This is a genomic window from Undibacterium sp. JH2W (genome assembly GCF_049340425.1).
Classification (GTDB): Bacteria; Pseudomonadota; Gammaproteobacteria; order Burkholderiales; family Burkholderiaceae_D; genus Undibacterium.
Genome location: NZ_JBMPOT010000012.1, coordinates 1 through 21,896 on the forward strand (window position 1 = coordinate 1; position 21,896 = coordinate 21,896).

Consider the following 21,896-nt stretch of genomic DNA (forward strand, 5'->3'; position numbering starts at 1 on the left):
CAGCAAGAAATGGACTATGCCAATACGGGATTGGAAAGGGGCATTCAACCGCTTTACCATCCAGTTCGATGACCGGATGTCGCTGAAATAAATGAAAAACCGTTTACACAAAATTCCGGACACCCCCGGGCTGATTTACTAAAGAAATATTTTCCTAAACGTCAAATTAATTCGCGCATCACAAACAGCAGATTCTTTTTCTATGCCATGCTTCCAATTGCGTTGAGTATCTCCCTTCATAAGTAGAAGGCTACCACTTGCAAGTGGTAGTTTAATTGGCTTAAGTTCTTTTCTAAATTTATGTTTAAATACTAAAGTCCTCACTGTCCCCAAACTTATAGAAGCAATTATTGGAGTAACGCCAAGCTCTGGCTCATCGTCACTATGAAACCCCATGCTATCTCGATTATTTCTATAAAAATTCAGCAGTACACTGTTGAATTCTGTGGATGTAACTTTCTCAACATTCTTCTTTAAATCAAGCAAATCAGCATTCCATGGCAGAGGATTTAAGTGAATGCCAGAATACGTATAGTCCAAGCCATCATCGCCATACCAAGCTATAAGGCGTGGTTGAATATGCGTTTTTCCCCACACTGTGATTTTCTCTTCCCTCCAAGGTATATTTGAAGTAAGTCGAGACAGAATATCCATCGGCTCAGAGTCTAGCTGTAATTTAGATAAATAGTAGACTTCAGCGTCGGGGATCGGCAATCTTTCAAGCTCTGTCTCAGAAGAGAATAAGTCATTCATCATTTTAATTTGTGGGTTTTTGCAATATCCTAAACGTCAATTGACTTCTTAGTTTTGGCCAATCACCAAATTTAGACTTGTACTCATTAAGACTACTGGCCTGTTCGTCTGTTTGAGGAGTTATAGCAAAATTGTCAGTTGCAAGAATACAATGAAAACCAGCCGCTTTCCATTTTGCATCGAAATAATCAGTGAAGTCTGTATGTCCGTTATCGTCGTATAAAAATAGGGCACCTGGTTTTGCTTCAGACATCAGCGACTGCCAAAATTTATCTAGAGCACCGCGTTCATCTAAAGCCTTTATTTCAGAAACAAAATAGCTTAAGGTAAATAAATCAGCTTGCAAAAATTTTGTTTGACTACTCCAAGAAACTGGGTCTGTAACATCCATTTTTTGGAAGTTTACATTAAGTTGTATATCCAGTTGAAGCCCGCTATCCAACTCAGTCCAAGAATCCGCCCATGCCTGCTCTTTATCTAGCAAATAGCAAACTACTTTAGTAATAGTTTCTGCTCCACTGTAGTCAGCCAAATACTTTAAAATTCCGATTATGTCACTACCCGGCCCGCCACCAATACAACTCACCCTGAGAACCTCTCCATCAAATGCTTTTCCGCCACGTGCGCTTTTAAGTTTTTGAAGAAGTTGTGCAACGTAATCACCATGTGCAGCTACATATTTGTAAACATAAGCAAATCGAGTAGCTGGATCCTCATAATCAACAGGAATGCGTCTGGAGTCATTCAAAAGAGTGTAGCTGTTTTTCAGATATTTGACTTTCTCCAGAATCTCAGCGTCCAGTTTATCGCCGTATCGCTTCCTGCCCTCGGCATAAAGCTCATCAAGTGCAATTTTTACAAGTTCAAAAATAGTCATTACATGGCTCCTAAAATTGCATAATTTAATTATAAATTGTCTACTTATTAATGCAATTGTTAATGTAACATACTCTTTGAAGACACAGTTCACTTAATAAAATTTCAATTTTTTGAAGTATGCTATTCAATGCAACATCGCTTCAAAACACTCACTTCCCCACCCTATCCCCCGCAAACCCGATCACCGACGCATTCGCCCAGTTCGCACACACCCCGGCTTTGCCATTCGCTTTGACACCCGTCGTCTTCAACACCAGTTTGCTGATGCCGCGTATGTCCAGTTCTGGTTTGACTACGGCTGGTGCGGCGATCAGGCCGCTGTCGAACAGAAGCTTGTCATCGCCCCAGACCTGGAATTGCAGGCCGCCGTTGTTGCGGCAGGTGTCGTCTATGCCTACGTCGGCGCGGAAGGTTTGCCAGTCGCCTGAGAGTTTGTATTCGACTTCGCTATTACCTGCCACACCCAGGCCCTTGCGGAAGCGCAGGCCGTTCATTTGCATGCCTGCCTCTGTTTTGACTGGCTGAACTTTGTAGGCGAGGTCTTTGGCATAGCTCGTTTTATTACTGGCGACAGCATCCGACAAATACACTTGCGCCTTGGGTTTGTCGGGCATGGGGTGTTCAAGAATGCTGAACTCTGAAATGGTGATGGGGGTGACGACCACGGGGTTAAAGGCATTGTATGCCTTGGCAGTAGTGGTCGCGCCTGTGCTGGTCAGGACCATTGGGTCTTGTGCTTCGCCATCATCATTCTGGTCATGCGTGCTGAGTACGCGGAAGCGGAACAAACGGCCTGCCTTGGCAGCAAATTCCACTTTCTGTTTTTCCTGCTGTTGTTTCAGGCGGCCAGTGTAGACAGGCTTGCCCCATTCACCATTGGTATCGGCCAGGTAGATTTCAAAGTCCTTGACCTGGCCATATTGCCAGTTCTTGTCATTGCGCGGGCCGATTTCAAAACCGCTGACCATACGGCGCTCGCCCAGTGCCAGGCTGAATTCATGGGCACCGGTTTTTTGCGACTGGTCACGCAGGGTGCGGAACCAGGTGCCAGGCTTGCCATCGAAGGCGTTTTCCAGCGGATGACCTGGTTCTTCTGCCGGGCGGTTGAGGACGATGAGGCTGTCTGCGGCGATGGTGTTGCCCAGGTCGGGTGCAGCCGGGTAATCAGCGGTCGTCGCCAGTTGCTTGCTGACGGCAATCGCCAGGCGGAAGCTGTAGGCTTTATCGACTGGCAGTTTCACTGTCTTCACATGCACGGTGCCGTATTTTTCTGTGGCGTCGTAAAACCAGCCTGCGCTGCTTTTCTGGAATTCTTCGCGGGTCTTGAAGGCGGGCAAGGTCTGCTCGCCAAAAGTGATTACATCTGGCGCTACGCGGCTATGCACTTGCAGTTGCAAGACGCGCTGTGCTTCCATGCCTGCGTAGTTGCCATTGACTGCACCGACATCGATGCGGATATCGCCTGCCTTGTTTTCAGGTGCATCGACTGCAAAGACTTGCAGGCTGGATTTTCCGGTCTGGTACTGGCGGCTTTCGCCGTCGTCTTCATACAGGCTGAAGCTGGATTTGCCATGCGGGTAGATATCCAGGGTCAGCACGTCCTTGGGTACCTGGCCATCATACAGGGCGACCGGGTACATGGGCAGGATGGCACCGGCGCGTACCATGACGGGCAGTTTTTCCAGTGTGACTTGCTGGTCTATGACTTTGCCTTTGGCATCGGCTTGCACGACGCGGCCATCCCAGTAATCTATCCACTGGCCTTGCGGCAAATAGATGCCTTTGCGCCAGCCCTTGCTGGCAGCCTGGCTGCGATAAACTGGCGCAACCAGAAAGTCTTTTCCCAGCATGAACTGGTATTTATAATTTTCATTATTGGCGTTAGTATCTTGCGGATGATCCCACATCAAGCCGCGTACTATGGGTGCGCCGGTCAACTCGGTTTCATGCGCATAGGTGTACATATACGGCATCAGGCGCATCTTAAGTTTGAGATAATCGCGGTTGATGCTGCGGTAGGGTTCATCAAACCACCAGGGGTGCTTGCGCTCAGATTTAGACCAGCCTGACATGCCCATCAGCACGGGCGTAAAAGTCTTCCATTGCAGATCACGTGTGAAGGTTTCCGGGCTGCCGCCAAAGATGCCATCGACGTCGCCAGTGGCATAAGCCTGCCCAGACAGGCCAGAGCCTATCAGGGTGGGGATATGCCAGCGTATATAGTCCCAGCTGCCAGACTGGTCGCCGGTCCAGGTGACGGCATAGCGTTGCGTGCCCGCCCAGCCCATGACGGTCCAGACAAAGGGGCGTGCGTCAGAATTGTCGAGTATGCCCTTGGCTGCGGCCATGTTGGCATCGAGTGAAAACTGATAGCCCTTGCCTGTCCATGCCACGTCCAGCTTTTGTGCACGTGTGCCTGCGGTGCCGACTTCCCATGCGATTTTATCGACGCCGTTTTCTGTCCACAGGCCGGTGCGGAAGCCATGTTTTTTCAGCCCGGCAACCACATCGGGTAAATTGGTGTAGCCGCAACCATAGCCATCATTGGGCAAGATCCAGCCACCGGGCATATCATGTTCGCGGTATTTGGCAGCGACGGAATTGACTACATCTGGTGTCTTGCCTGTCGGGCCATCTGTCCAGTTCCCGGGCACGGTGCCGGGTTTTTTGCTATTGTCGCCATCGTTATAACAATCAGCATCACCATATTCATAAGCCCAGCGTGGCAAGAGTCTGGCGCGGCCTGTGAGTTCTGTATAAGAAGCCAGCACATCCTTGATGGAATTGCCGACAAAGTAATAGGCATCGAAGCGTTTTTCCTGATGGCTGGTGCTCAGGTATTCATTCGAGCGGAAATCATAGCTGCCATTGCTCCAGGTATTGCGCAAGACGCCATAGCCTTTGCTGCTCATGTAGAAAGGCGCGGGGCTGGGCCTGTCGCCTTCTTCCCAGCCGCCTGAGTAAGAAACCTCCATCTGTTTGCCCTTGAAGGCATAGGCACCGTTTTGCTGGCCACCACCAAAGAAGACTTCATCTGCGCTGCTGGACAAGGTCTGGAAGCTGGCTTTGTCACCCAGTTCCAGCGGCTGGGTTTCTTGCCAGACTAGGGTTTTATTGTCAGGTCTGTACAATGCCAGGCGCAGTGGTGCGCGGTAGATGCGCAAGGCCATGGCTGAGGTTTGTACCAGCTGATAATCAGTTTTTGAATCAGTTTTTGAATCAGCCTGTGCCGTCAGTTGGTAAGCTACTTTGACGTAATCCTGCTTCAGCACGATGGGGGCCGCCTTGTCGCCAGCATCGAGCAATTGCCCTTTGGTGCCTGCCCAGACGCGGAACAGATCAGGCTTGAGCAGACTGATGCGTACGATGCTGCCATCTGAAGTCAGCAGTTCTATCTGATTGGCATCAGCTGCTATTTTTTGCATATTGCCCAGCGGCGCAGCCAGACTGGTGCTATTAAACGTATGGAAGATCAGGCTGGCGATGACGGTCTTGCGTATGATGGCGTGCAAAGTTTGCATGTTGGTGTTTCATCCTATCTTTGAATGTGGGGCGCTAGACACCAGAACAGAGCATGCTGCCTATGGTGCATGCAGCAATGTAACTGCGCCCGGCCTTTTGCAACAGCGAGATTTATTTTTTGCCTTCATCAAAAAAATTTGAATGACGCTGCAAGACTATCAAAAAGTATGGCGCAGGCGCGATAAATAATGGTTGACCACACGACGACAGGCGTCATTGGCCCTGTGTCGTATCAGCGTGATCTTGCGGCCATGGCCCGCCAAATGCAGGGCTTGTTCCAGCATGAATTTGCCTTCCCCTATCAAGACCAGCTCGCGCACCCCTGGCAAGACTTGCTGGACGGGGTGATGGTGCTGGTCATGCAAGACTTCCGCGATCGCCAAAATCATCAACTGGCAAGGAATGTCGCCATGGCGGTAATGCAAGCTGAGTTGCCTGGCTGTGATCTGGATGCTGCTTTGCCTGTCGAGACCATCACTGATGATGTCAAGCTTGTGGGCAGACATATGTTGAAAACCAGTGAATATTTCTGCCGTTCTGGCTGGGCTGAGTATCAAAATATCGGCAGGCGTGCGCATGAAGGCAGGGTGGCGGGGTCAATGATATAAAACGAGCATTGTACCAATGCCAGAGCAGTAAGCGTGATCAGCGCGTTCTTGCCTCGCTGACCAGCCATTGATGGAAGGCCTGGAAAGCCGGATTCTCTTTCATGTCTGCCGCATAGATAAGGTAATAATCCAGTCGCAGCGGGGTTTCTACATTCAATGGCCGCACCAGGCGGCCAGCGGCGATATCATATTCGACCAACAAAGCCTGCCCCAGGGCGATGCCCTGCCCGTCTATGGCGGCTTGCAAGGCCATCAGCGCCAGGGTGAACAATGGCCCCTGGCGGGATTCCTGATTGGGCAAACCCAGGGTAGCAAACCAGGATTGCCAACTGGGGTAATCCGGGTCGTTCATGGCGCTGACTTCATGCAGCAGGGTTTGCCTGGCCAGGTCAGTGGGTGTCTGCAATTGCTCGGCGATGACCGGGCTACAGACCGGGAAGACTTCAGTCGCAATAAAAGGCTCGATGCGAAAGTCAGCAAACTGGGTGCGGCGAAAGTCGATGGAGATATCGCAATCGCGGTAAGTACGGTCCACTTCAGAAACGATTTCCACCCGTATATGCGGATGACGGTTCAAAAAACGGTAAAGGCGCGGCACCAGCCATTTGGAACCAAAAGACGGCGGTACGCCCACGCGCAACAGGGCATTATTATCATTAAGCAAAGCATCGGTCGCCTGCTGGAAAATCTTGAAACCTTCACGTATGCGCGGCAGGTACAACTCCCCTGCTTCTGTCAGTTTCAAAACATTATTGCTTCTTTGAAACAAATCTATGCCCAGATGATCTTCCAGCAACTTGATCTGGTGGCTGACGGCCGCATTGGTCACATGCAACTCTTCCGCCGCCCGCGTAAAACTCAGTCGCCGGGCGGCAACTTCAAAAACACGCAGCGAATTCAAGGGCGGAAGACGTTTAGACATGGGCATCCATCAAAAAACGATACGGTAACAGATGTTCATTAAATTTAACTTAATGAATGATTGAAATTTTCTGAGGCGATGGGATGTTGGTTTTCTGGCAGTATGGGTGGGACAGCAGGAAGAATAAGAACAAAACCTCTCACCACAGAGACACGGAGGCACAGAGAAATGCAAGAGACCCCCTTAAAAGACCTCAAGCTTCATTGCTCTGTAGGTTGGGCCGGGCCCCGTTGGGCTACGCCTCACCAGCCCAACACACGGCAGTTAATTAACTTATACGTCTTTTGAAGGCCCAGCTCCGTAGGTTGGGCTAGGGTTTACCAGCCCAACACTCGGCCTCAATCAATGTATACGTCGTTTAAAAGCCCAGTGTTGGGCTGATGAAGCGTAGCCTAGCGAGGCCCGGCCCAACCTACAATTCGCAAACAGATCACCAACCCGACATTGAATTAATCTAAACGCAGTCTCAAAAATTAATCGCTGGCAAGACAGGGCATGCATGGTTAAGCTTCTGTCACTTTCAAGCACTTTATACAGATTCTTATTGCAATGACCCACATACTGACGATAGATACCGGCACCACCAATACCAGGGTGACCCTTTGGCGCGATGGCGTCGTGATTGCGCATCAGGCGCATGAAGTGGGTGTGCGTGATACGGCAATGACAGGCAACCGTGAAAAGCTGCAAACAGGTGTGCGTGCCACTTTGCTCAAAACCCTGGAACAGGCCAGCCTGACTGAAGACGATATCAGCCTGGTGCTGGGTTCAGGCATGATCAGCTCCAACGTCGGCCTGTTTGAACTACCGCATGTGCTGGCCCCGGCAGGTTTGCAGCAACTGGCGCGTGGCATGGTGTCGGTGACGATTCCTGAGGTATTTTCCAAGCCCTTGTGGTTTGTGCCCGGCGTGCGCAATGTGGTGGACAACATAGGCCTGCACAATTGCGAAGCCATGGACATGATGCGCGGTGAAGAAGTGGAAGTCATAGGCGTCATCGACCAGTTGGGCATCACCGGCCCGGCCATGATGGTGATGCCGGGTTCTCATTCCAAGTTTGTCTGCATCGATGACAAGAACCGCATCACCGGCTGCGTGACCACGCTGGCGGGAGAACTGATGTATGTCATCACCCACAACACCATCCTGGCGCAATCGCTGGAATCTTCTTTTGCCAGCACCATCAGCCCGGAGATGTTATTGGCCGGTGCCAAATCGGCACAAACCATAGGCCTGGGGCGCACTTGTTTCAATGTGCGCATACTCGACCAGTTCACGATCTATGAGCGCAATGACAGGGCCAATTTCCTGCTGGGTGCCATCCTCGGGGCAGATTTGCTGACACTCAAAAACAGCACCGCCATCAAGATGCTGCCAGGCACACCCGTCATCATCTGCGGTAAGCCCATCATGAAAGAAGCCCTGGCCCTGCTGATACAAAATGATGATTATTTCTCAGGCAAAGTGACCGTCGTCAGCGACGAAGTGCAGGCGCATCTGGCCGGGCTGGGTGCCATCAAAGTTGCCACAGCGCGCGGACTAATAAAATAAAAAAATAAAATAAAAATAAGCGCCCGCCTGAAAAAATCTGGAGACATGCATGACCCGCATTAACATAAGAATTTTTGCCAGCCTGGCCACCGCCCTGCTGTACATGAGCACCGCAAACGCAGAAACCGTGCGCATCGCCGTGGCCCACTACAGTGACCAAACCCTGCCCTATTTTGAAAAAATGGCGAAGGAGTTCAGCAAGGCCAACCCCGGCATCACCATCAAGGTAGAAGAAGTCAACTGGGACAGCCTGCAACAAAAACTGCAAACCGATATCGTCGGCGGCACCAACCCTGACCTTTCCATCGTCGCCACACGCTGGCTGCTTGATCTGGTCAGGGATGAGGTGCTCGAACCGCTGGATGCGCGCATGACGCCCGCCTTCAAGGACAAGTTCATTGGTGCCTTCATCAACTCTGGCAAGGTGGCCAGCAAGACCTATGGCCTGCCCATTTCAGCCTCTGCCCGTGGCCTCTACTATAACAAGGCCATGCTGGAAAAAGCGGGCTACCCCAACGGCCCCAAGACCTGGGATGAAGTCATCGCAGCGTCCAAGAAGATCAAGGCCACAGGTGCCTATGGCTTTGGCATACAGGGCAAGGAAATCGAAACTGAGATTTACTGGTTTTACTCGCTATGGACTAACGGTGGTGAAGTTGTCGATGCCAATGGCAAGGCTGTCTTTGACAGTGCCGCAGGCATCAAGGCGGCGAATATCTACAAGAGCCTGATCGACCAGGGCCTGACCCAGCCCGGCGTCACCAGCAACAGCCGCGAAGATGTGCAAAACCTGTTCAAGCAAGGCCGCCTGGGCATGGTGATTACAGCGCCTTTCCTGGCGAAGCAGATACAAAAAGAAAAACCCGGCCTGCAATATGGCGTGACAGCCATCCCCCAGGGCAGCAATGCAGCGACATTTGCGACGACTGATTCATTGATACTGTTCAAGAATTCCAAGGTCAAGACGGCGGCCTGGCAATTCTCTGAATTTTTGTTCAGTAAGGCAGCGCGGGTCGCATTCACCAGCGGTGAAGGTTTCTTGCCGACGACGAAAGAAGAAGCGGCAGACCCGGCTTTCAACGACTTGGTGACACAAAGCTTTATCAGCTACCTGCCAACGGCAAAGTTTGCCCCTGTCATCGCGGGCTGGGAAGACCTGTCAAAAATCGTCGCCAATGCCATGCAAGCCGTCTATCTGGGCAAGAGCAAGCCGGAAGATGCCTTGAAAGCCGCGGCGCTGCAAGCCAACAAGATGCTGAAGAAGTAAACATGAGCAAGCGCCCCCTGGCACCGTGGCTGCTGATTTTGCCCAGCTTTGCGCTGGCGCTGTTCATCGTCAGCTATCCGTTTTTCAATATCGTCTGGCAGTCTATTCACGAAGTATCGCGCTTTGGCCAGGTGCGGGATTTTTCTGGCTTTGCCAACTTTGCCACTATCTTTTCCGACCCGGTGTTCATGGCAACGCTGTGGCGCACGTTGGCATGGACAGTTTGCGTCGTTGGCGGCACGGTACTGGTGGCGGTGCCCGCCTCGCTGATACTGGTACAGGATTTTTATGGCCGTGGCCTGGCGCGCACGATTACCATGCTGCCCTGGTCTATCTCGTTGACCATGACCGCCATCATCTGGCGCTGGGCTTTCAATGATGAATTTGGTCTCATCAACCTGGGCTTGCAGCAACTGGGCATCATCAGTCAGCCGCTGCACTGGCTGGCTGATCCGGCGCTGGCTTTTCCGGTTGAGGTCATGATAGGCATCCTGGTGTCTGTGCCTTTCACGGTCACGATTTTTCTCGGTGGTTTGTCGTCAGTGCCGACTGATATTTATGAAGCAGCACGCATGGAAGGGGCAAATGCCTGGCAACAGTTTCGCAAACTGACACTGCCCTTGCTAAGGCCTTTCATCAATATCGCCATCGTCCTGAATGTGATTTACGTCTTCAATTCCTTCCCCATCATCTGGGTCATGACCCAGGGTGGGCCGGACAACGGCACGCATATCCTCGTCACTTATCTGTATGAACTGGCTTTCCGCCTCGGCAGGCCGGGCGAAGCGGCGGCGGTATCACTTGTGATGTTATTGATGCTGCTGGCTTTTACCGGCATCTATATGCGCATGCAAGGGGGTGAGCATGCAGAACAATAAGGATAAGCTTAAGCGCAGCCTGCTTTGCTGGCTGGCCCTGTCACCCCTGGTCATTGTGATATTGCTGCCATTTGCGGTCATGCTGCTGACTGCCATCAAACCGGCAGATGAAGTCTTGTCCTACCCGCCGCGCTGGCTGCCTACGCAGATAGCATGGGAGAATTTTGCCGTGATGTGGGAAGAAACCCAGTTTGGCACGGCGCTGAAAAACAGTATCATCATCAGTACCTTGTCGACCGTGCTGGCGGTGGGCATCAGCATACCTGCGGCGTATGCGATGGCACGTTTTCGCTTTGCCGGGCAGGCTGGCTATAGACGTTTCTTACTGGTCACGCAAATGCTGTCACCTATCCTGCTGGTGCTGGGCCTGTTCCGCCTGGCTGCAGCGATACCTTATGGTGATGGTAATCTCGTCGATACCCACATAGGCGTCGTCGCCACTTATACCGCCTTGAATACTGCCTTTGCCGTGTGGATGCTGCAATCTTATTTCGCCACCATCCCGCGCGACATGGAAGAAGCCGCCTGGCTGGAAGGTTGCAGCAAACCCCGCGCCGTGCTCAAGGTGTTTCTACCACTGGCCATGCCTGCGATGGTAGTCACCGGCATCTTCACCTTCATCAATGCCTGGAATGAATTTGCAGTGATCTATACCCTGATACGCTCGGCAGAAAACAAGACTGTGACAGTACAGATCGTCGACCTGGTGGCAGGCAGATACACCGTCAACTGGCATCACGTCATGGCAGCAGCCTTGCTGGCGACGCTGCCGGTGGCGATACTGTTTTCATGGTTGCAGAAATATTTGGTAAAAGGATTATCGTTAGGTGCGGTTAAGTGAATTTTTAGACCGAAAAGCTCACCACAGAGACACAGAGGTAGCACAGAGAAAATCAAGAGAAGAATGTATGAAACGCGTAGATTAAATAAGAGTTTCCTCTTGATTTTCTCTGTGGTGTAGCAGGGAATTCGAGTGGCATGCCACTCGCCTGCGGAACGAAGACTGCTTGCAAGCAGTCTTTCCTTCCTCTGTGCCTCTGTGGTTAATGGTTTTGAATTAATACAGGAAATTTTATGACTAAAGAAATTACACGTTACGGCAATATCCCTGCAGGTGCTGGTGGGCAGAGGTTGCCGTTTTCGCCTGCGGTGCGGGCTGGGGATTTTGTGTTTTGTTCTGGGCAGGTCGCCATGAAGGACAATGGCGAAGTTGAAGATGGTGGCATAGAAGCACAAACGCGGCGTACCATGGAGAATGTCAAAAAGGTGCTGGCGCTGGCTGACTGTACTCTGGCCGATGTCGTCAAGGTGACGGTATGGCTGGATGACACACGTGACTTCTGGACCTTCAACCGCATCTATCTCGACTACTTTGGCGAGCACCCCCCGGCACGTTCTTGCGTGCGTTCTGAAATGATGGTTGACTGCAAGATAGAGATAGAAGTCACTGCTTACAAACCTCTTTAAATTTGTTTCATAACACTATGCACATGCAAATTGATACCGCCTACCGTTCCATCTATGTATATGCCTGGGATGTATTGGATATGGGCGTAACGGCCTTTGTCGATGCGGCGCTGGCCATGGGTGTCACCGATGTCAGCCTGGCTTGCAGTTACCACGCAGGTAAATTCTTGCGGCCACATGCACGCAAGGGGCCGAAGGTAATTTTCCCTGAAGATGGCGTGCTGTATTTTGAACCACGGCAAGAGCGATATGGCGAAATCAAGCCACAGGCACATAGTGATGCAGCCATCCGTCATGTGCTGGCAGATTTATTGGCCGATGGCCGTCTGCGTGTGCACGCCTGGACAGTCTTGCTGCATAACACCCGTCTGGGTACAGCTTACCCGCATCTGACGACGCAAAATGTGTTTGGTGACCGTTATGTATATAGCCTGTGTCCCATGCAACCAGCGGTGCTGGAATATGCACGTGCTGTTTGCCGTGATCTGGCGCAGCAATATGCACTCAACAGCCTGATACTGGAAAGCCCGGGTTGGCAACCTTATGCGCATGGTTATCACCATGAATTTGCCCAAATGCCCTCAAATGCCTGGCTGGATGTCATGCTGGGTATGTGTTTTTGCAATGCCTGTCAACGTGCCGCGACTGAACAAGACATACAGATCCAGGCTGTACAGCAGCGCATTGCAGGCAATATCAATGACTACCTCGCCAACCCCGTGCCCGTCACTGCCCATCAGGCGCAAGACTGGATACAGGCTGACTTGCTCAGGGATGAAGAGCTGCGTGCTTTCATCAGCTTGCGCCAGCGCCGCGTCACCAAGCTGGTGAGCCAGATCGCCGCAGAATTGCCCAAGGCAACGCAACTGGCCATCATCCCCACGGTACAAAGGCCCACTGCCGATTGCTGGCAGGAAGGAAGCGACCTGGCTGCGCTGGCCGATGCAGCAGATTATCTGGAAGTGCCATTTTATGAACCCAGCGCCGCCCGCGCCATCAATGATGCGCGCCATACCCTGCATGCCGTCGGCGACCGGCCAGAAAAGATACGCGCGATCTTGCGGCCAGGTTACCCCGATCTTAACACTGGCGCAGAACTGGATGCCGCCATCACAGGCCTGCGCGAACTGAGCATCAGCGATTTTGCGTTTTACAACTATGGCTTGCTGCCGCAAAAACAATTGGATCACCTGGCGACGACACTCAACAGCCAGTTTGGAAAGGACACAGCATGAAACGTCATGTACTCATCACCGGTGCCTGTGGCGGCATAGGCAGCGTGTTGTGCCAGCGCTTTATCGCCAATGGCGACCTGGTATATGCCCAGGATTTGCCAGGCACAGCACTTGATGCCCTGGTGGCAAAACTGGGGCCACAAGACTGTGTCGCCGTTGCTGCGGATCTGACTGATGCTGCCGCATTGCAAACCGCACTAGCAGCAGCTTTACAAGGCAATAGCATCGATGTACTTGTCGCCAACGCTGGTGCCGCACAGAGCCTTAACCTGGCCAGCACCTCAGAAAGCAGTTGGAAGCAGGACATGGACCTGAACCTGAACGGTACTTTTCATAGTGTGGAAACCGTGCGCAGCGGCATGCAAGCCAAACGCAAGGGCAATATCGTGCTCATCGGTTCAGTCAATGGCATGACTTCGCTGGGCCACCCCGCCTACAGCGTCGCCAAGGCTGGCTTGATCAGCTATACCAAGGCGCTGGCAATGGAACTGGGCAAACATGGAATACGCGCCAACATCGTCTGCCCAGGCACGGTAAAAACCCAGGCATGGCAAGCCCGTGCCGAGAAAAACCCGCAAGTGTTTGAAGATTTGAAGAAATGGTATCCGCTGCAAGACTTTGCCACACCGGATGATATCGCCGATGCTGTGCTGTTCCTCGCATCTGATGCAGCACGCGTCATCACCGGCGTCGCCCTGCCAGTAGACGGCGGCCTGATGGCAGGCAACCGCGTGATGGCCATGGAGTTGACGCAAGAGGAAATTTAAATTGTTGTTGAAGACCTCTCAACACAGAGACACAGAGGGGGCACAGAGAACTGCAAAATCGATTTAAGGTCCTCTTGTTTTTTTGCATTTCTTGTTCTTTTTTTCTCTGTTCCCCTCTGTGCAAACTCTGTGCCTCTGTGTTGAGAGGTCTTGATCTTCGGTAAAAACAGAAAGAACGTAATGGCAGCCGTACAGTTAAAAAACATCGTCAAGCACTATGAGCAAACTCCGGTTGTGCATGGCATAGACCTCGATATTGCTGATGGTGAATTCGTGGTGCTGGTTGGGCCTTCGGGTTGTGGCAAGAGTACCCTCATGCGCATGGTGGCTGGGCTGGAAGAGATTACTGGCGGCGATTTTTATATCGCCGGCCAGCGGGCCAATGATTTGCCTGCGCAACAGCGCAATATTGCCATGGTGTTCCAGAGTTATGCGCTCTACCCGCATCTGACCGTGTATGAAAATATCGCCTTCGGCCCCAAGCTGCGCAGGGAGTCAGAGGCCAGCTACAGGCCACGCATAGAAGCAGCAGCGAAGATGCTCAATCTTGTACCTTACCTGGACCGCTTGCCCAAGGCCCTGTCCGGCGGCCAGCGCCAGCGTGTCGCCATGGGCCGTGCAGTGGTGCGTGAGCCAGCGCTGTTTCTGTTCGACGAACCGCTATCGAATCTTGATGCCAAATTGCGCGTGCAGATGCGGGCCGAGATCAAGTCCCTGCACCAACGCCTGAAAAATACCGTCATGTATGTGACTCATGACCAGATCGAAGCCATGACCATGGGCGACCGCATCGTCGTCATGAATGCCGGGCGCATAGAGCAGGTCGGCAAGCCGTTGGATTTGTACGACAGGCCAGCCAATCTGTTTGTCGCCAGTTTCATCGGCTCACCCGGCATGAATTTGATCGCAGGCATACTGAGCATGGAAGAAGGCCAGCCCTGCCTGCGCACCGCCAGCAATCTCCGCATACCTGTGCCTTCGCCTGTGCCCGCATCTGCCGCGCGGCAAGGCCAGGCTATTACGCTGGGCATACGGCCTGAGCATGTGCAGGCAAGACCATCTGGTATCATCCCTTTGACGATGAGCATAGATAGCATAGAACCTACCGGTGCCGAGACTTATTTTTATGGCAAACTCGATGGCCTACTGAATGAGCATCCCTGCTGCCTGGCCTCACGTGAACACCTGCAAGTAGCGACCGGTGAAAAATTAGCCTTGCACTTCCCGATTGAACTTTGTCACCTGTTTGACAGCCAAACCGGCTTGCGCCTGAATTAACAGGCAAAAAAGAAAGAATGAAGAGAACCCCATGCTGAACCTGACATCACTGAATGAACAAACCCTGCTACCCGGCACCAAGGGCCTGGCCCTGACTACCCCACTGCTGCAAAAAGACCTGGGCGCACAAGCCTGGAATGTATTGAATGCCGACACCAGCTTCCCTGTGGCTGTGCTGAAAGACAGCGCCCTGCAACATAATCTGCAATGGATGAAGGCCTTCTGCGCCAGCCGCAATATCGTACTGGCCCCTCATGGCAAGACCACCATGAGCCCACAATTGTTTGACATGCAGTTGCGTAATGGGGCCTGGGGCATGACGCTGGCCAATGTCAACCAGATGCGTGTAGCACATCGTTTTGGCGTGAAACGCGTCATTATCGCCAACCAGCTCATCAGCAAGAGCGATATCCATTCTGTCCTGGCCTTGCTGGCTGAAGATGCGGACTTCAATTTCTATGCAATTTGCGATTCCATCCCTGGTGTCAACATGCTGGCCGATGCAGTGCGTGAAGCAGGCTTGCAAAGAACCTTGCCACTGCTGGTGGAACTGGGTTTTGCCGGTGGCCGCACAGGTTGCCGCAGCACGCAAGAAGCACTGGAACTGGCCCGTCATATCCACCGCAGCCCTTACCTGCAACTGGCAGGCGTAGAAGGTTATGAAGGCTTGCTGGTTGGTAAAAACCGCGAGCAAGACTTGCAGCAAGTGAAAAGCTTTTTGCAAAACATGAGCGCAGTATGCCAGCAGGCTGATCGCGAACAATTATTTGACTTGCCTGAGATATTAATCTCTGCCGGTGGCTCGGCTTATTTTGATCTGGTGGGTGAGGAATTTGCCAGCGAAATGAAACTCTCGCGCCCCTTGCTACCCATCTTGCGTAGCGGTTGCTATGTCACGCATGACCATGGTTTTTATCATGGACTGGTGGAAGAAATGCATGGCCGTGTTGCTGACTTGCCAGCCGGCGGCTTGCGCCCTGCGCTGGAAGTCTGGAGCATGGTGCAGTCTCGCCCTGAGAGCGACCTGGCCATCCTGACCATGGGCAAGCGCGATGCCTCATACGACATCGATATGCCTTTGCCTTTTGCCACACACAAGCCCGGCCACACCAGTGCACCATTTGCCCTGCCTGCCGGTTGCAAGATAGAAAAAATGAATGACCAGCATGCTTACCTGCGCCTGCCCAAAGACAGTGGCCTGTGCCAGACCCTTGCAGTCGGTGACCTCGTCGCCTGTGGCATTTCCCACCCTTGCACCACCTTTGACAAATGGCCGCTGATGCTGGTGGTCGATGATGTCTATCGCGTGCAGTCTGCTATCAATACGATATTCTGATCATGCCAGACGCTACATATGATGTGGTGATATGCAATGCCCAGGTCTATGACGGCAGCGGCTGCGCGCCCTACCCTGCCGATATAGGCATACGCGAGCAAAAGATCGCTGCCATCGCCGCCCCTGCCAGTCTGAAAGGGCAACACATCATAGACGCCACGGGCATGGCCGTGGCACCTGGCTTTATTGATGTGCATACCCATGATGACAGGGTAGTCTTGCAACAGCCCGCCATGCAGCCCAAGCTCACGCAAGGCGTGACAACAGTCATCACCGGCAATTGCGGCATCAGCCTTGCACCCCTGAAAGCCAGTGCTGCAGTGCCTGCTCCCTTGTCGCTGATAGGCACGCAAAAAGACTACCAGTTTGACTGCATGGCCGGCTATGTCGCAGCCGTGACAAGTGCTGAGCCCGCCGTCAATGTCGGCATGCTGATAGGCCACTCCACTCTGCGTGTAAATGCCATGGCAGACTGGACAGGGCCCGCCAGCGCTACAGAAATCGGCAGCATGCAAACCCTGCTGTCAGAAGGCATGCAGGCGGGTGCACTGGGTTTCAGTTCCGGCCTGTTTTACCAGACCAGCAGGGCTGCAGACAATGCCGAAGTCATTGCCCTGGCCACAATCGCCGCCCAGGCTGGCGGCGTGTATACCTCGCATATACGTGATGAATACAATGGTGTCATGGATGCCCTGGCAGAAGCCTGCGATGCCGGGCAAGCGGCGCAATTGCCCGTCATACTCTCGCATCACAAATGTGCAGGCCCGGCCAACTGGGGGCGAACGAGCGAGACCCTGGCGTATATCAGCGAACGTCGCCGCAGCCAAGCAGTGGGACTGGATGCCTACCCCTATGCCGCCGGTTCCACCGTGCTTGACCCTGACTATGTCGATGGTATCATCCGCATCATGGTGACATTTTCCGAGCCTTACCCGGCCATGTCGGGGCGTGATCTGTCCGATATCGCCACTGAATGGCAAGTCGATCAAAAAGAAGCCGCACGCCGCCTGCACCCTGCCGGTGCCGTGTATTTCCAGATGCGTGAAGATGATGTACAGCGCGTGCTTAGCTACCCGCACACGATGATAGGTTCTGATGGACTGCCACATGATGAGCATCCACATCCACGCCTGTGGGGTGCTTTCCCGCGGGTGCTTGGTCATTATGTGCGCGAAGAAAAACTGTTCAGCCTGGCAGTCGCCATACGCCGCATGACGACTTTATCTGCCGATCATTTTGGACTCAAACAACGTGGCCGCATCGCCTGCGGCTGCTGGGCCGACCTGGTGATTTTTGATCCGGCCACGATCAGCGATACCGCCACTTTTGCACACCCCAAACAGGCCGCCAAAGGTGTGCTGTGGGTACTGGTGAATGGCGAGATTGCCATGGCAGAAGGCAAGCTGACTGGCAAGCGCGCTGGCAAGGTCTTGCGCAGACAGGATGAACGTTATAACTTTGACGACTAAATTTATTATGTGTTCCGTATTGGGGGCGGTGCGCATGGCGCACCCTACTTAACATTCATTTGGAATTTTTGAAAAGACCAAAAATCTCACCACAGAGACACTGAGACACAGAGATAGCACCCTACAGTGAGTTGGAATATCCTCACTTAACAGCACTCAAGAAAATAATTCTTCCACTTCTGTAAATCCATAAAAACTGCCTTCCAAGTTTTGCACCTGACTGCTGTTTTCAGCCTTTGCAGTTTATGCATCCAACGCAGCAATCCGGCTCAACTATCCGACTTAACTATCCAGCGTATGCATCCTGCTCATGGCATCGGCCAGGCCATGATTGCCTGTTCTCCTGAGCGCCACCAGGCTGTCTTGTATCAGGCTCCCTGGATCACCTTGCCCAAGTTTGAATTGCGCCTGGCAAGACAAGACTGTGGCGCGAAAAGGCACAATGAATTTTGCTAATTGTTCTGCCCTGGGGCTTTCTTCTATCTTCCAGGGGTGTGCTTCATTCGCGTCCATCTGGCTGACCAGTGTTCCCAGTGCATGCATGGCAGCTGCAGGGCCTTCTTCCAAGTAGATATCGACTTCAAAATGGGCCACTTCATAATTCCAGGTGGGGGCATAACGGCGGTCACTCAGCCAGGCAGATGAGATATAACCCTGGACACCCGTAAAAGCCAGCAAGGCACGCGGATTCTTGCGGATGATCTCAAGCTGGGGGTTATGGATGGAAAAATGCCCTATGAAGCTGGCATTGCCCTCAGCATCTCTTTGCAGGATCAAAGGCAGGGGCGATGCTTGTATATTCACACCGTCGGCGCTGATGACCAGGGCCAGAGGATTACGGGCTACCATCTGATCGATTTCGGCTGTGGTTTTTGGCTGGAAAATTTCGGGGTTGTTCATTATTGACTCCAAATTGAATTGACAGCCATGGTAATCTTGCGTAGTTCTCATCACAAGACATGATTTTGCAATGCAGTATTTCAAAAATGAACAAGCCAGGCTGGACTGGGATGATTTGCGCATCATCCTGGCGGTTGCCAGGACAGGCAGCCTGAACCAGGCTGCGCTTGCGCTGGGTAGCAGCCACCCGACTATTTTTCGTCGCGTGCGAGCGATAGAGAAAAAACTTGCGGTCGCCCTGTTTGAACACAAGCGTTCTGGTTACGTCCCCACCGCTGCTGCCAGTGAAATCATCGCCGTAGCGCAGCAAATTGAGGAAGACATTCACCGTCTGGAGCTGGGTATTGCCGGGCTGGATGAAAAGCCCACAGGCAGCGTACGCCTTACCAGCCCGGATACGCTGATGTTCCAATTACTGCCACCCATCTTTGCCGGCATGCAGCAGCAATTGCCGGGCATACGCCTGGAAGTCAGCACCGGCAACAGTATGTTCTTGCTGGAAAAACGCGAAGCCGATATCGCCTTACGTGCTGGCGGGACGCCGCCGGATCATTTGATCGCCCGTCGTGTGTGTGATATTGCCTCTTGCATCTACTATCCCGCTACCTGGCCGAAAATGCACAGCAGTGAGATGACACTTCGTCCCTGGGTCATGACCGATGCCACGCTGGCCCATCTGGACTCAGCCAGATGGCAGGCCGCGCAAGGTTTGCTTGAGCAAGCGGTATTTCGCTGTAACAGCCTCAGCAATGTCGCCAGCGCGGCCAATGCAGGCATGGGCATGGCCATCCTGCCTTGCTACCTGGGTGACCGTGCACCAGCCCTGAAACGCCTGGGCTTGCCCATGGAAGAATTTCGCTCTACGCTATGGATACTCAGCCACCCTGACTTGCGCCGTGTCCGCCGCATCAATGCCTGCATAGAAAAACTCCAGCCTGCGCTGGCTGCGCATCAGCAATTGTTTGAAGGTAATTTGCCTGCGGCCTGAAGCCAAACACATAATATTCCTATTCATCATGACATCTCATAGACCAACTACCCTGGCACTGGACCTTGAAGGCACTTTGATCTCTAACGCCATGAGTCAGATTCCACGCCCTGGCCTGTTTGAATTTCTGGAACGTTGCGCTTTGATTTTCCCAAGACTGGTCATGTTCACGACAGTCAATGAAGCCAAGTTCCGACATATCGCCCAACTACTGGTGGAAGAAGGCAAGGCACCTGCCTGGTTTGCCCATATTGAATACGTGAACTGGCAAGGCGAGACCAAGAATCTGGAATATATCCCTGATGCGAGGGTAGAAGAATCGATCCTGGTCGATGATTTTGAAATCTATGTCCATCCTGGCCAGGCGGCGCAATGGATGCAGATAGAATTTTTTGATTATCCCTATTCGGAAGAAGATAGGGGATTGTTTAAAATGCTGGCAAAGCTCGAAGCCTTGTTTAAAGCCTGAATGAGGATCTGGAAGTCTAAGGGAAATAAGTACAGTGCTGGCCGCACAAGCACACCATATCTAGACTGATACATGTAGGAGCGGCTTTAGCCGCGAACATTTTGCCGTGTCGCTTATATACGCAGGAGTAAAACCCATTCGCGGCTGAAGCCGCTTCTACGAGGAAAGGTCAGATATTTGATCACATCATCAGATTAATCTGGCCCGTGCTTATGTTTTTTTACTCATGCAGGAATTTTCAGCTTCCCCTAGCAATTTGTACTTCACATAAAAAAGACTTTCATACAGCAAAAACTGGCCTTTAGCACTCCAGCCTACATAAAGGCTGGTGGGTGTGGCGGCAGAAGTTGCATGAAGATGCAAGTCTTGCGCCATGCTCATCGCGCGCTTCATGTGTAGCGGGTCGCTGACTACCATGCTGCTTTTAAATTGATTTACTTGCATGAGCTTGCATGCTTGCTGCAAGTTTTGATAAGTATTTTTCGAGACTTCTTCTATCAATATCTGCGAGGCTGGTACACCCGCAGCAATCGCATACTGCCGGGCGGCAGCGGCTTCTGACAGGGTATCACCCTTACTCAAACCGCCGGTAAAGATCAGGTGAGTTACCTGACCGCTCTGGTAGAGTTGTATGCCATAGTTGATGCGCTCGACAAATACGGGGGAAGGCTTGTCTTTCCAGACGGATGCGCCCAGGATAATGGCAGCATCTGCTTTTGTTTTTTCAGTCGCAGCGAACTGCTGTGACAGCAAGGCCGGATAGGCTGCGATACTCCACATCACCGCCAGGTATCCCGCCAGCAGCAACACTAAGCTCAGAAGAACGATATATTTAATAGCAAAATGGCGACGCAGTTTATATCCCTGAAACATGTGTAAGGCTATTGCTTTCTGAGCACGCGCCAGGGCTTGCTGGTTTTGGGGTCGACAGGCAAACGTTTTTCATTGCTCGCATAATCATCTTCAAACACCGCCCAGGCATCGCCACGCCGGACCAGATACCAGAATGGCAGTTTGCGGCCTTCTACACGCAGAGGTGTTCCATATAAATCCAGTTCAGATAAATCCAGAGACAGGCTGGCGTTGGATGGCTTGCCATTGATGCTGAGCTTGCCATCCTGAAAACACCATTGCTCTTTTTCTTGGCTGACAAAGCAACCTTGTATGAGGCGCACCAGATACAGGTCGGCTTCTTTTTGACCATGCCCGCCCAAGCGTTGATATGGGCCTTGCTCAGCTCTTTTTTTGCCATCACCAAGTAACCAGACTTTATCCCCTTGCAGGCGCAGGCAGTAATTTGCTTCATCGCCTTCATGCCAGGCCAGGTTTTGTTTGATACGACCATCTTTGACGGTGAGGGCCACTTGCTGGTCATCAGTCGCTGCCATGGCAGCAGTCCAGCTACCATGCTTCTTCAAGAGTTTCAGAAAATGACTGGTGCTCCAATAACCTTCGAGCTTGTTCAGGGCAGCGTCACCAGTGCAGACTTTATCGGTCGCGGCCATGACGGTGGAAGCAGACATTAGCAATAGTGCGGTGATGAATCTGATGTATGTAGTTCTCATGACGGCCTGTTCAGGGGGAGAGAATAATTTCTCCCTCATTCT

At 52.3% G+C, this 21,896-nt stretch carries 20 protein-coding genes; 12 read left to right on the forward strand and 8 right to left on the reverse strand.

What is annotated here, in order from left to right; translation table 11 throughout:
- Positions 1–138 precede the first annotated feature (138 nt).
- From ACO0LC_RS18475 to gcvA, 5 genes are all read right to left on the reverse strand, one after another.
- Positions 139–753, reverse strand: a complete 615-nt coding sequence (locus ACO0LC_RS18475) for an alpha-ketoglutarate-dependent dioxygenase AlkB family protein (protein ID WP_423005749.1) — start codon at positions 751–753, stop codon at positions 139–141.
- 4 nt (positions 754–757) lie between these two features.
- Positions 758–1,630, reverse strand: a complete 873-nt coding sequence (locus ACO0LC_RS18480) for a hypothetical protein (protein ID WP_423005751.1) — start codon at positions 1,628–1,630, stop codon at positions 758–760.
- 151 nt (positions 1,631–1,781) lie between these two features.
- On the reverse strand, positions 1,782–5,153 hold the full coding sequence (locus tag ACO0LC_RS18485) for a TIM-barrel domain-containing protein (protein WP_423005753.1): 3,372 nt from the start codon (positions 5,151–5,153) through the stop codon (positions 1,782–1,784).
- Positions 5,154–5,312: 159 nt separating this feature from the next.
- Positions 5,313–5,732 carry a hypothetical protein gene (locus tag ACO0LC_RS18490; protein WP_423005755.1) on the reverse strand — a complete coding sequence of 140 codons (420 nt, stop codon included), beginning with the start codon at positions 5,730–5,732 and terminating at the stop codon, positions 5,313–5,315.
- Positions 5,733–5,799: 67 nt separating this feature from the next.
- Complete coding sequence (gene gcvA / locus ACO0LC_RS18495; RefSeq protein ID WP_423005757.1) at positions 5,800–6,684, reverse strand: transcriptional regulator GcvA; 885 nt, start codon at positions 6,682–6,684, stop codon at positions 5,800–5,802.
- A gap of 549 nt (positions 6,685–7,233) precedes the next feature.
- Here gcvA and ACO0LC_RS18500 point away from each other — a divergent pair.
- The 10 genes from ACO0LC_RS18500 to ACO0LC_RS18545 all read left to right on the forward strand — a co-directional run bounded on the left by ACO0LC_RS18500 (position 7,234) and on the right by ACO0LC_RS18545 (position 17,932).
- Entirely contained in the window at positions 7,234–8,235 is a 1,002-nt protein-coding gene (locus tag ACO0LC_RS18500) for a 2-dehydro-3-deoxygalactonokinase (RefSeq protein WP_423005759.1), read from the forward strand.
- A gap of 49 nt (positions 8,236–8,284) precedes the next feature.
- Positions 8,285–9,502 (forward strand): ABC transporter substrate-binding protein, encoded by a 1,218-nt coding sequence (locus ACO0LC_RS18505; RefSeq protein WP_423005761.1) that lies wholly within the window; start codon positions 8,285–8,287, stop codon positions 9,500–9,502.
- 2 nt (positions 9,503–9,504) lie between these two features.
- The gene (locus tag ACO0LC_RS18510; RefSeq protein ID WP_423005763.1) at positions 9,505–10,380 is read left to right on the forward strand and encodes a carbohydrate ABC transporter permease; all 876 of its coding nucleotides are present in this window, start codon (positions 9,505–9,507) and stop codon (positions 10,378–10,380) included.
- Positions 10,367–11,221 carry a carbohydrate ABC transporter permease gene (locus ACO0LC_RS18515; RefSeq protein WP_423005765.1) on the forward strand — a complete coding sequence of 285 codons (855 nt, stop codon included), beginning with the start codon at positions 10,367–10,369 and terminating at the stop codon, positions 11,219–11,221. The genes ACO0LC_RS18510 and ACO0LC_RS18515 overlap by 14 nt, the downstream gene beginning before the upstream one ends.
- 233 nt (positions 11,222–11,454) lie before the next feature.
- The gene (locus ACO0LC_RS18520) at positions 11,455–11,847 is read left to right on the forward strand and encodes a RidA family protein (protein ID WP_423005767.1); all 393 of its coding nucleotides are present in this window, start codon (positions 11,455–11,457) and stop codon (positions 11,845–11,847) included.
- 23 nt (positions 11,848–11,870) lie between these two features.
- Positions 11,871–13,082 carry a hypothetical protein gene (locus ACO0LC_RS18525; RefSeq protein ID WP_423005769.1) on the forward strand — a complete coding sequence of 404 codons (1,212 nt, stop codon included), beginning with the start codon at positions 11,871–11,873 and terminating at the stop codon, positions 13,080–13,082.
- Positions 13,079–13,849: an SDR family oxidoreductase gene (locus ACO0LC_RS18530; RefSeq protein WP_423005771.1), complete on the forward strand. Its 771-nt coding sequence runs from the start codon at positions 13,079–13,081 to the stop codon at positions 13,847–13,849. The genes ACO0LC_RS18525 and ACO0LC_RS18530 overlap by 4 nt, the downstream gene beginning before the upstream one ends.
- Positions 13,850–14,029: 180 nt before the next feature.
- On the forward strand, positions 14,030–15,127 hold the full coding sequence (locus ACO0LC_RS18535) for an ABC transporter ATP-binding protein (protein WP_423005773.1): 1,098 nt from the start codon (positions 14,030–14,032) through the stop codon (positions 15,125–15,127).
- A gap of 31 nt (positions 15,128–15,158) precedes the next feature.
- On the forward strand, positions 15,159–16,463 hold the full coding sequence (locus tag ACO0LC_RS18540) for an amino acid deaminase (protein WP_423005775.1): 1,305 nt from the start codon (positions 15,159–15,161) through the stop codon (positions 16,461–16,463).
- A 2-nt stretch (positions 16,464–16,465) separates the two neighbouring features.
- Positions 16,466–17,932, forward strand: a complete 1,467-nt coding sequence (locus ACO0LC_RS18545) for an N-acyl-D-amino-acid deacylase family protein (protein ID WP_423005777.1) — start codon at positions 16,466–16,468, stop codon at positions 17,930–17,932.
- 282 nt (positions 17,933–18,214) lie between these two features.
- Here the strand turns inward: ACO0LC_RS18545 and ACO0LC_RS18550 are convergent, their stop codons facing one another.
- Positions 18,215–18,832: an FMN-binding negative transcriptional regulator gene (locus ACO0LC_RS18550; protein WP_423005779.1), complete on the reverse strand. Its 618-nt coding sequence runs from the start codon at positions 18,830–18,832 to the stop codon at positions 18,215–18,217.
- 70 nt (positions 18,833–18,902) lie between these two features.
- Here ACO0LC_RS18550 and ACO0LC_RS18555 point away from each other — a divergent pair, with 70 nt between their 5' ends.
- Both ACO0LC_RS18555 and ACO0LC_RS18560 read left to right on the forward strand, forming a co-directional pair.
- Positions 18,903–19,820 (forward strand): LysR family transcriptional regulator, encoded by a 918-nt coding sequence (locus ACO0LC_RS18555; RefSeq protein WP_423005781.1) that lies wholly within the window; start codon positions 18,903–18,905, stop codon positions 19,818–19,820.
- Positions 19,821–19,848: 28 nt separating this feature from the next.
- Entirely contained in the window at positions 19,849–20,289 is a 441-nt protein-coding gene (locus ACO0LC_RS18560; RefSeq protein WP_423005783.1) for an NIF family HAD-type phosphatase, read from the forward strand.
- Between the two features lie 210 nt (positions 20,290–20,499).
- Here ACO0LC_RS18560 and ACO0LC_RS18565 read toward each other — a convergent pair whose 3' ends face one another.
- Together ACO0LC_RS18565 and ACO0LC_RS18570 are read right to left on the reverse strand one after the other, a co-directional pair.
- The gene (locus ACO0LC_RS18565) at positions 20,500–21,096 is read right to left on the reverse strand and encodes a YdcF family protein (protein WP_423005785.1); all 597 of its coding nucleotides are present in this window, start codon (positions 21,094–21,096) and stop codon (positions 20,500–20,502) included.
- Positions 21,097–21,170: 74 nt separating this feature from the next.
- Entirely contained in the window at positions 21,171–21,812 is a 642-nt protein-coding gene (locus tag ACO0LC_RS18570; RefSeq protein ID WP_423005787.1) for a hypothetical protein, read from the reverse strand.
- Between the last annotated feature and the right edge of the window lie 84 nt (positions 21,813–21,896).

Coding starts and splice junctions, on each gene's coding strand:
- ACO0LC_RS18475 (WP_423005749.1), bottom strand. CDS start 753: ATGAATGACTTATTCTCTTCTGAGACAGAGCTTGAAAGATTGCCGATC.
- ACO0LC_RS18480 (WP_423005751.1), bottom strand. CDS start 1,630: ATGACTATTTTTGAACTTGTAAAAATTGCACTTGATGAGCTTTATGCC.
- ACO0LC_RS18485 (WP_423005753.1), bottom strand. CDS start 5,153: ATGCAAACTTTGCACGCCATCATACGCAAGACCGTCATCGCCAGCCTG.
- ACO0LC_RS18490 (WP_423005755.1), bottom strand. CDS start 5,732: ATGCGCACGCCTGCCGATATTTTGATACTCAGCCCAGCCAGAACGGCA.
- gcvA (WP_423005757.1), bottom strand. CDS start 6,684: ATGTCTAAACGTCTTCCGCCCTTGAATTCGCTGCGTGTTTTTGAAGTT.
- ACO0LC_RS18500 (WP_423005759.1), top strand. CDS start 7,234: ATGACCCACATACTGACGATAGATACCGGCACCACCAATACCAGGGTG.
- ACO0LC_RS18505 (WP_423005761.1), top strand. CDS start 8,285: ATGACCCGCATTAACATAAGAATTTTTGCCAGCCTGGCCACCGCCCTG.
- ACO0LC_RS18510 (WP_423005763.1), top strand. CDS start 9,505: ATGAGCAAGCGCCCCCTGGCACCGTGGCTGCTGATTTTGCCCAGCTTT.
- ACO0LC_RS18515 (WP_423005765.1), top strand. CDS start 10,367: ATGCAGAACAATAAGGATAAGCTTAAGCGCAGCCTGCTTTGCTGGCTG.
- ACO0LC_RS18520 (WP_423005767.1), top strand. CDS start 11,455: ATGACTAAAGAAATTACACGTTACGGCAATATCCCTGCAGGTGCTGGT.
- ACO0LC_RS18525 (WP_423005769.1), top strand. CDS start 11,871: ATGCAAATTGATACCGCCTACCGTTCCATCTATGTATATGCCTGGGAT.
- ACO0LC_RS18530 (WP_423005771.1), top strand. CDS start 13,079: ATGAAACGTCATGTACTCATCACCGGTGCCTGTGGCGGCATAGGCAGC.
- ACO0LC_RS18535 (WP_423005773.1), top strand. CDS start 14,030: ATGGCAGCCGTACAGTTAAAAAACATCGTCAAGCACTATGAGCAAACT.
- ACO0LC_RS18540 (WP_423005775.1), top strand. CDS start 15,159: ATGCTGAACCTGACATCACTGAATGAACAAACCCTGCTACCCGGCACC.
- ACO0LC_RS18545 (WP_423005777.1), top strand. CDS start 16,466: ATGCCAGACGCTACATATGATGTGGTGATATGCAATGCCCAGGTCTAT.
- ACO0LC_RS18550 (WP_423005779.1), bottom strand. CDS start 18,832: ATGAACAACCCCGAAATTTTCCAGCCAAAAACCACAGCCGAAATCGAT.
- ACO0LC_RS18555 (WP_423005781.1), top strand. CDS start 18,903: ATGCAGTATTTCAAAAATGAACAAGCCAGGCTGGACTGGGATGATTTG.
- ACO0LC_RS18560 (WP_423005783.1), top strand. CDS start 19,849: ATGACATCTCATAGACCAACTACCCTGGCACTGGACCTTGAAGGCACT.
- ACO0LC_RS18570 (WP_423005787.1), bottom strand. CDS start 21,812: ATGTCTGCTTCCACCGTCATGGCCGCGACCGATAAAGTCTGCACTGGT.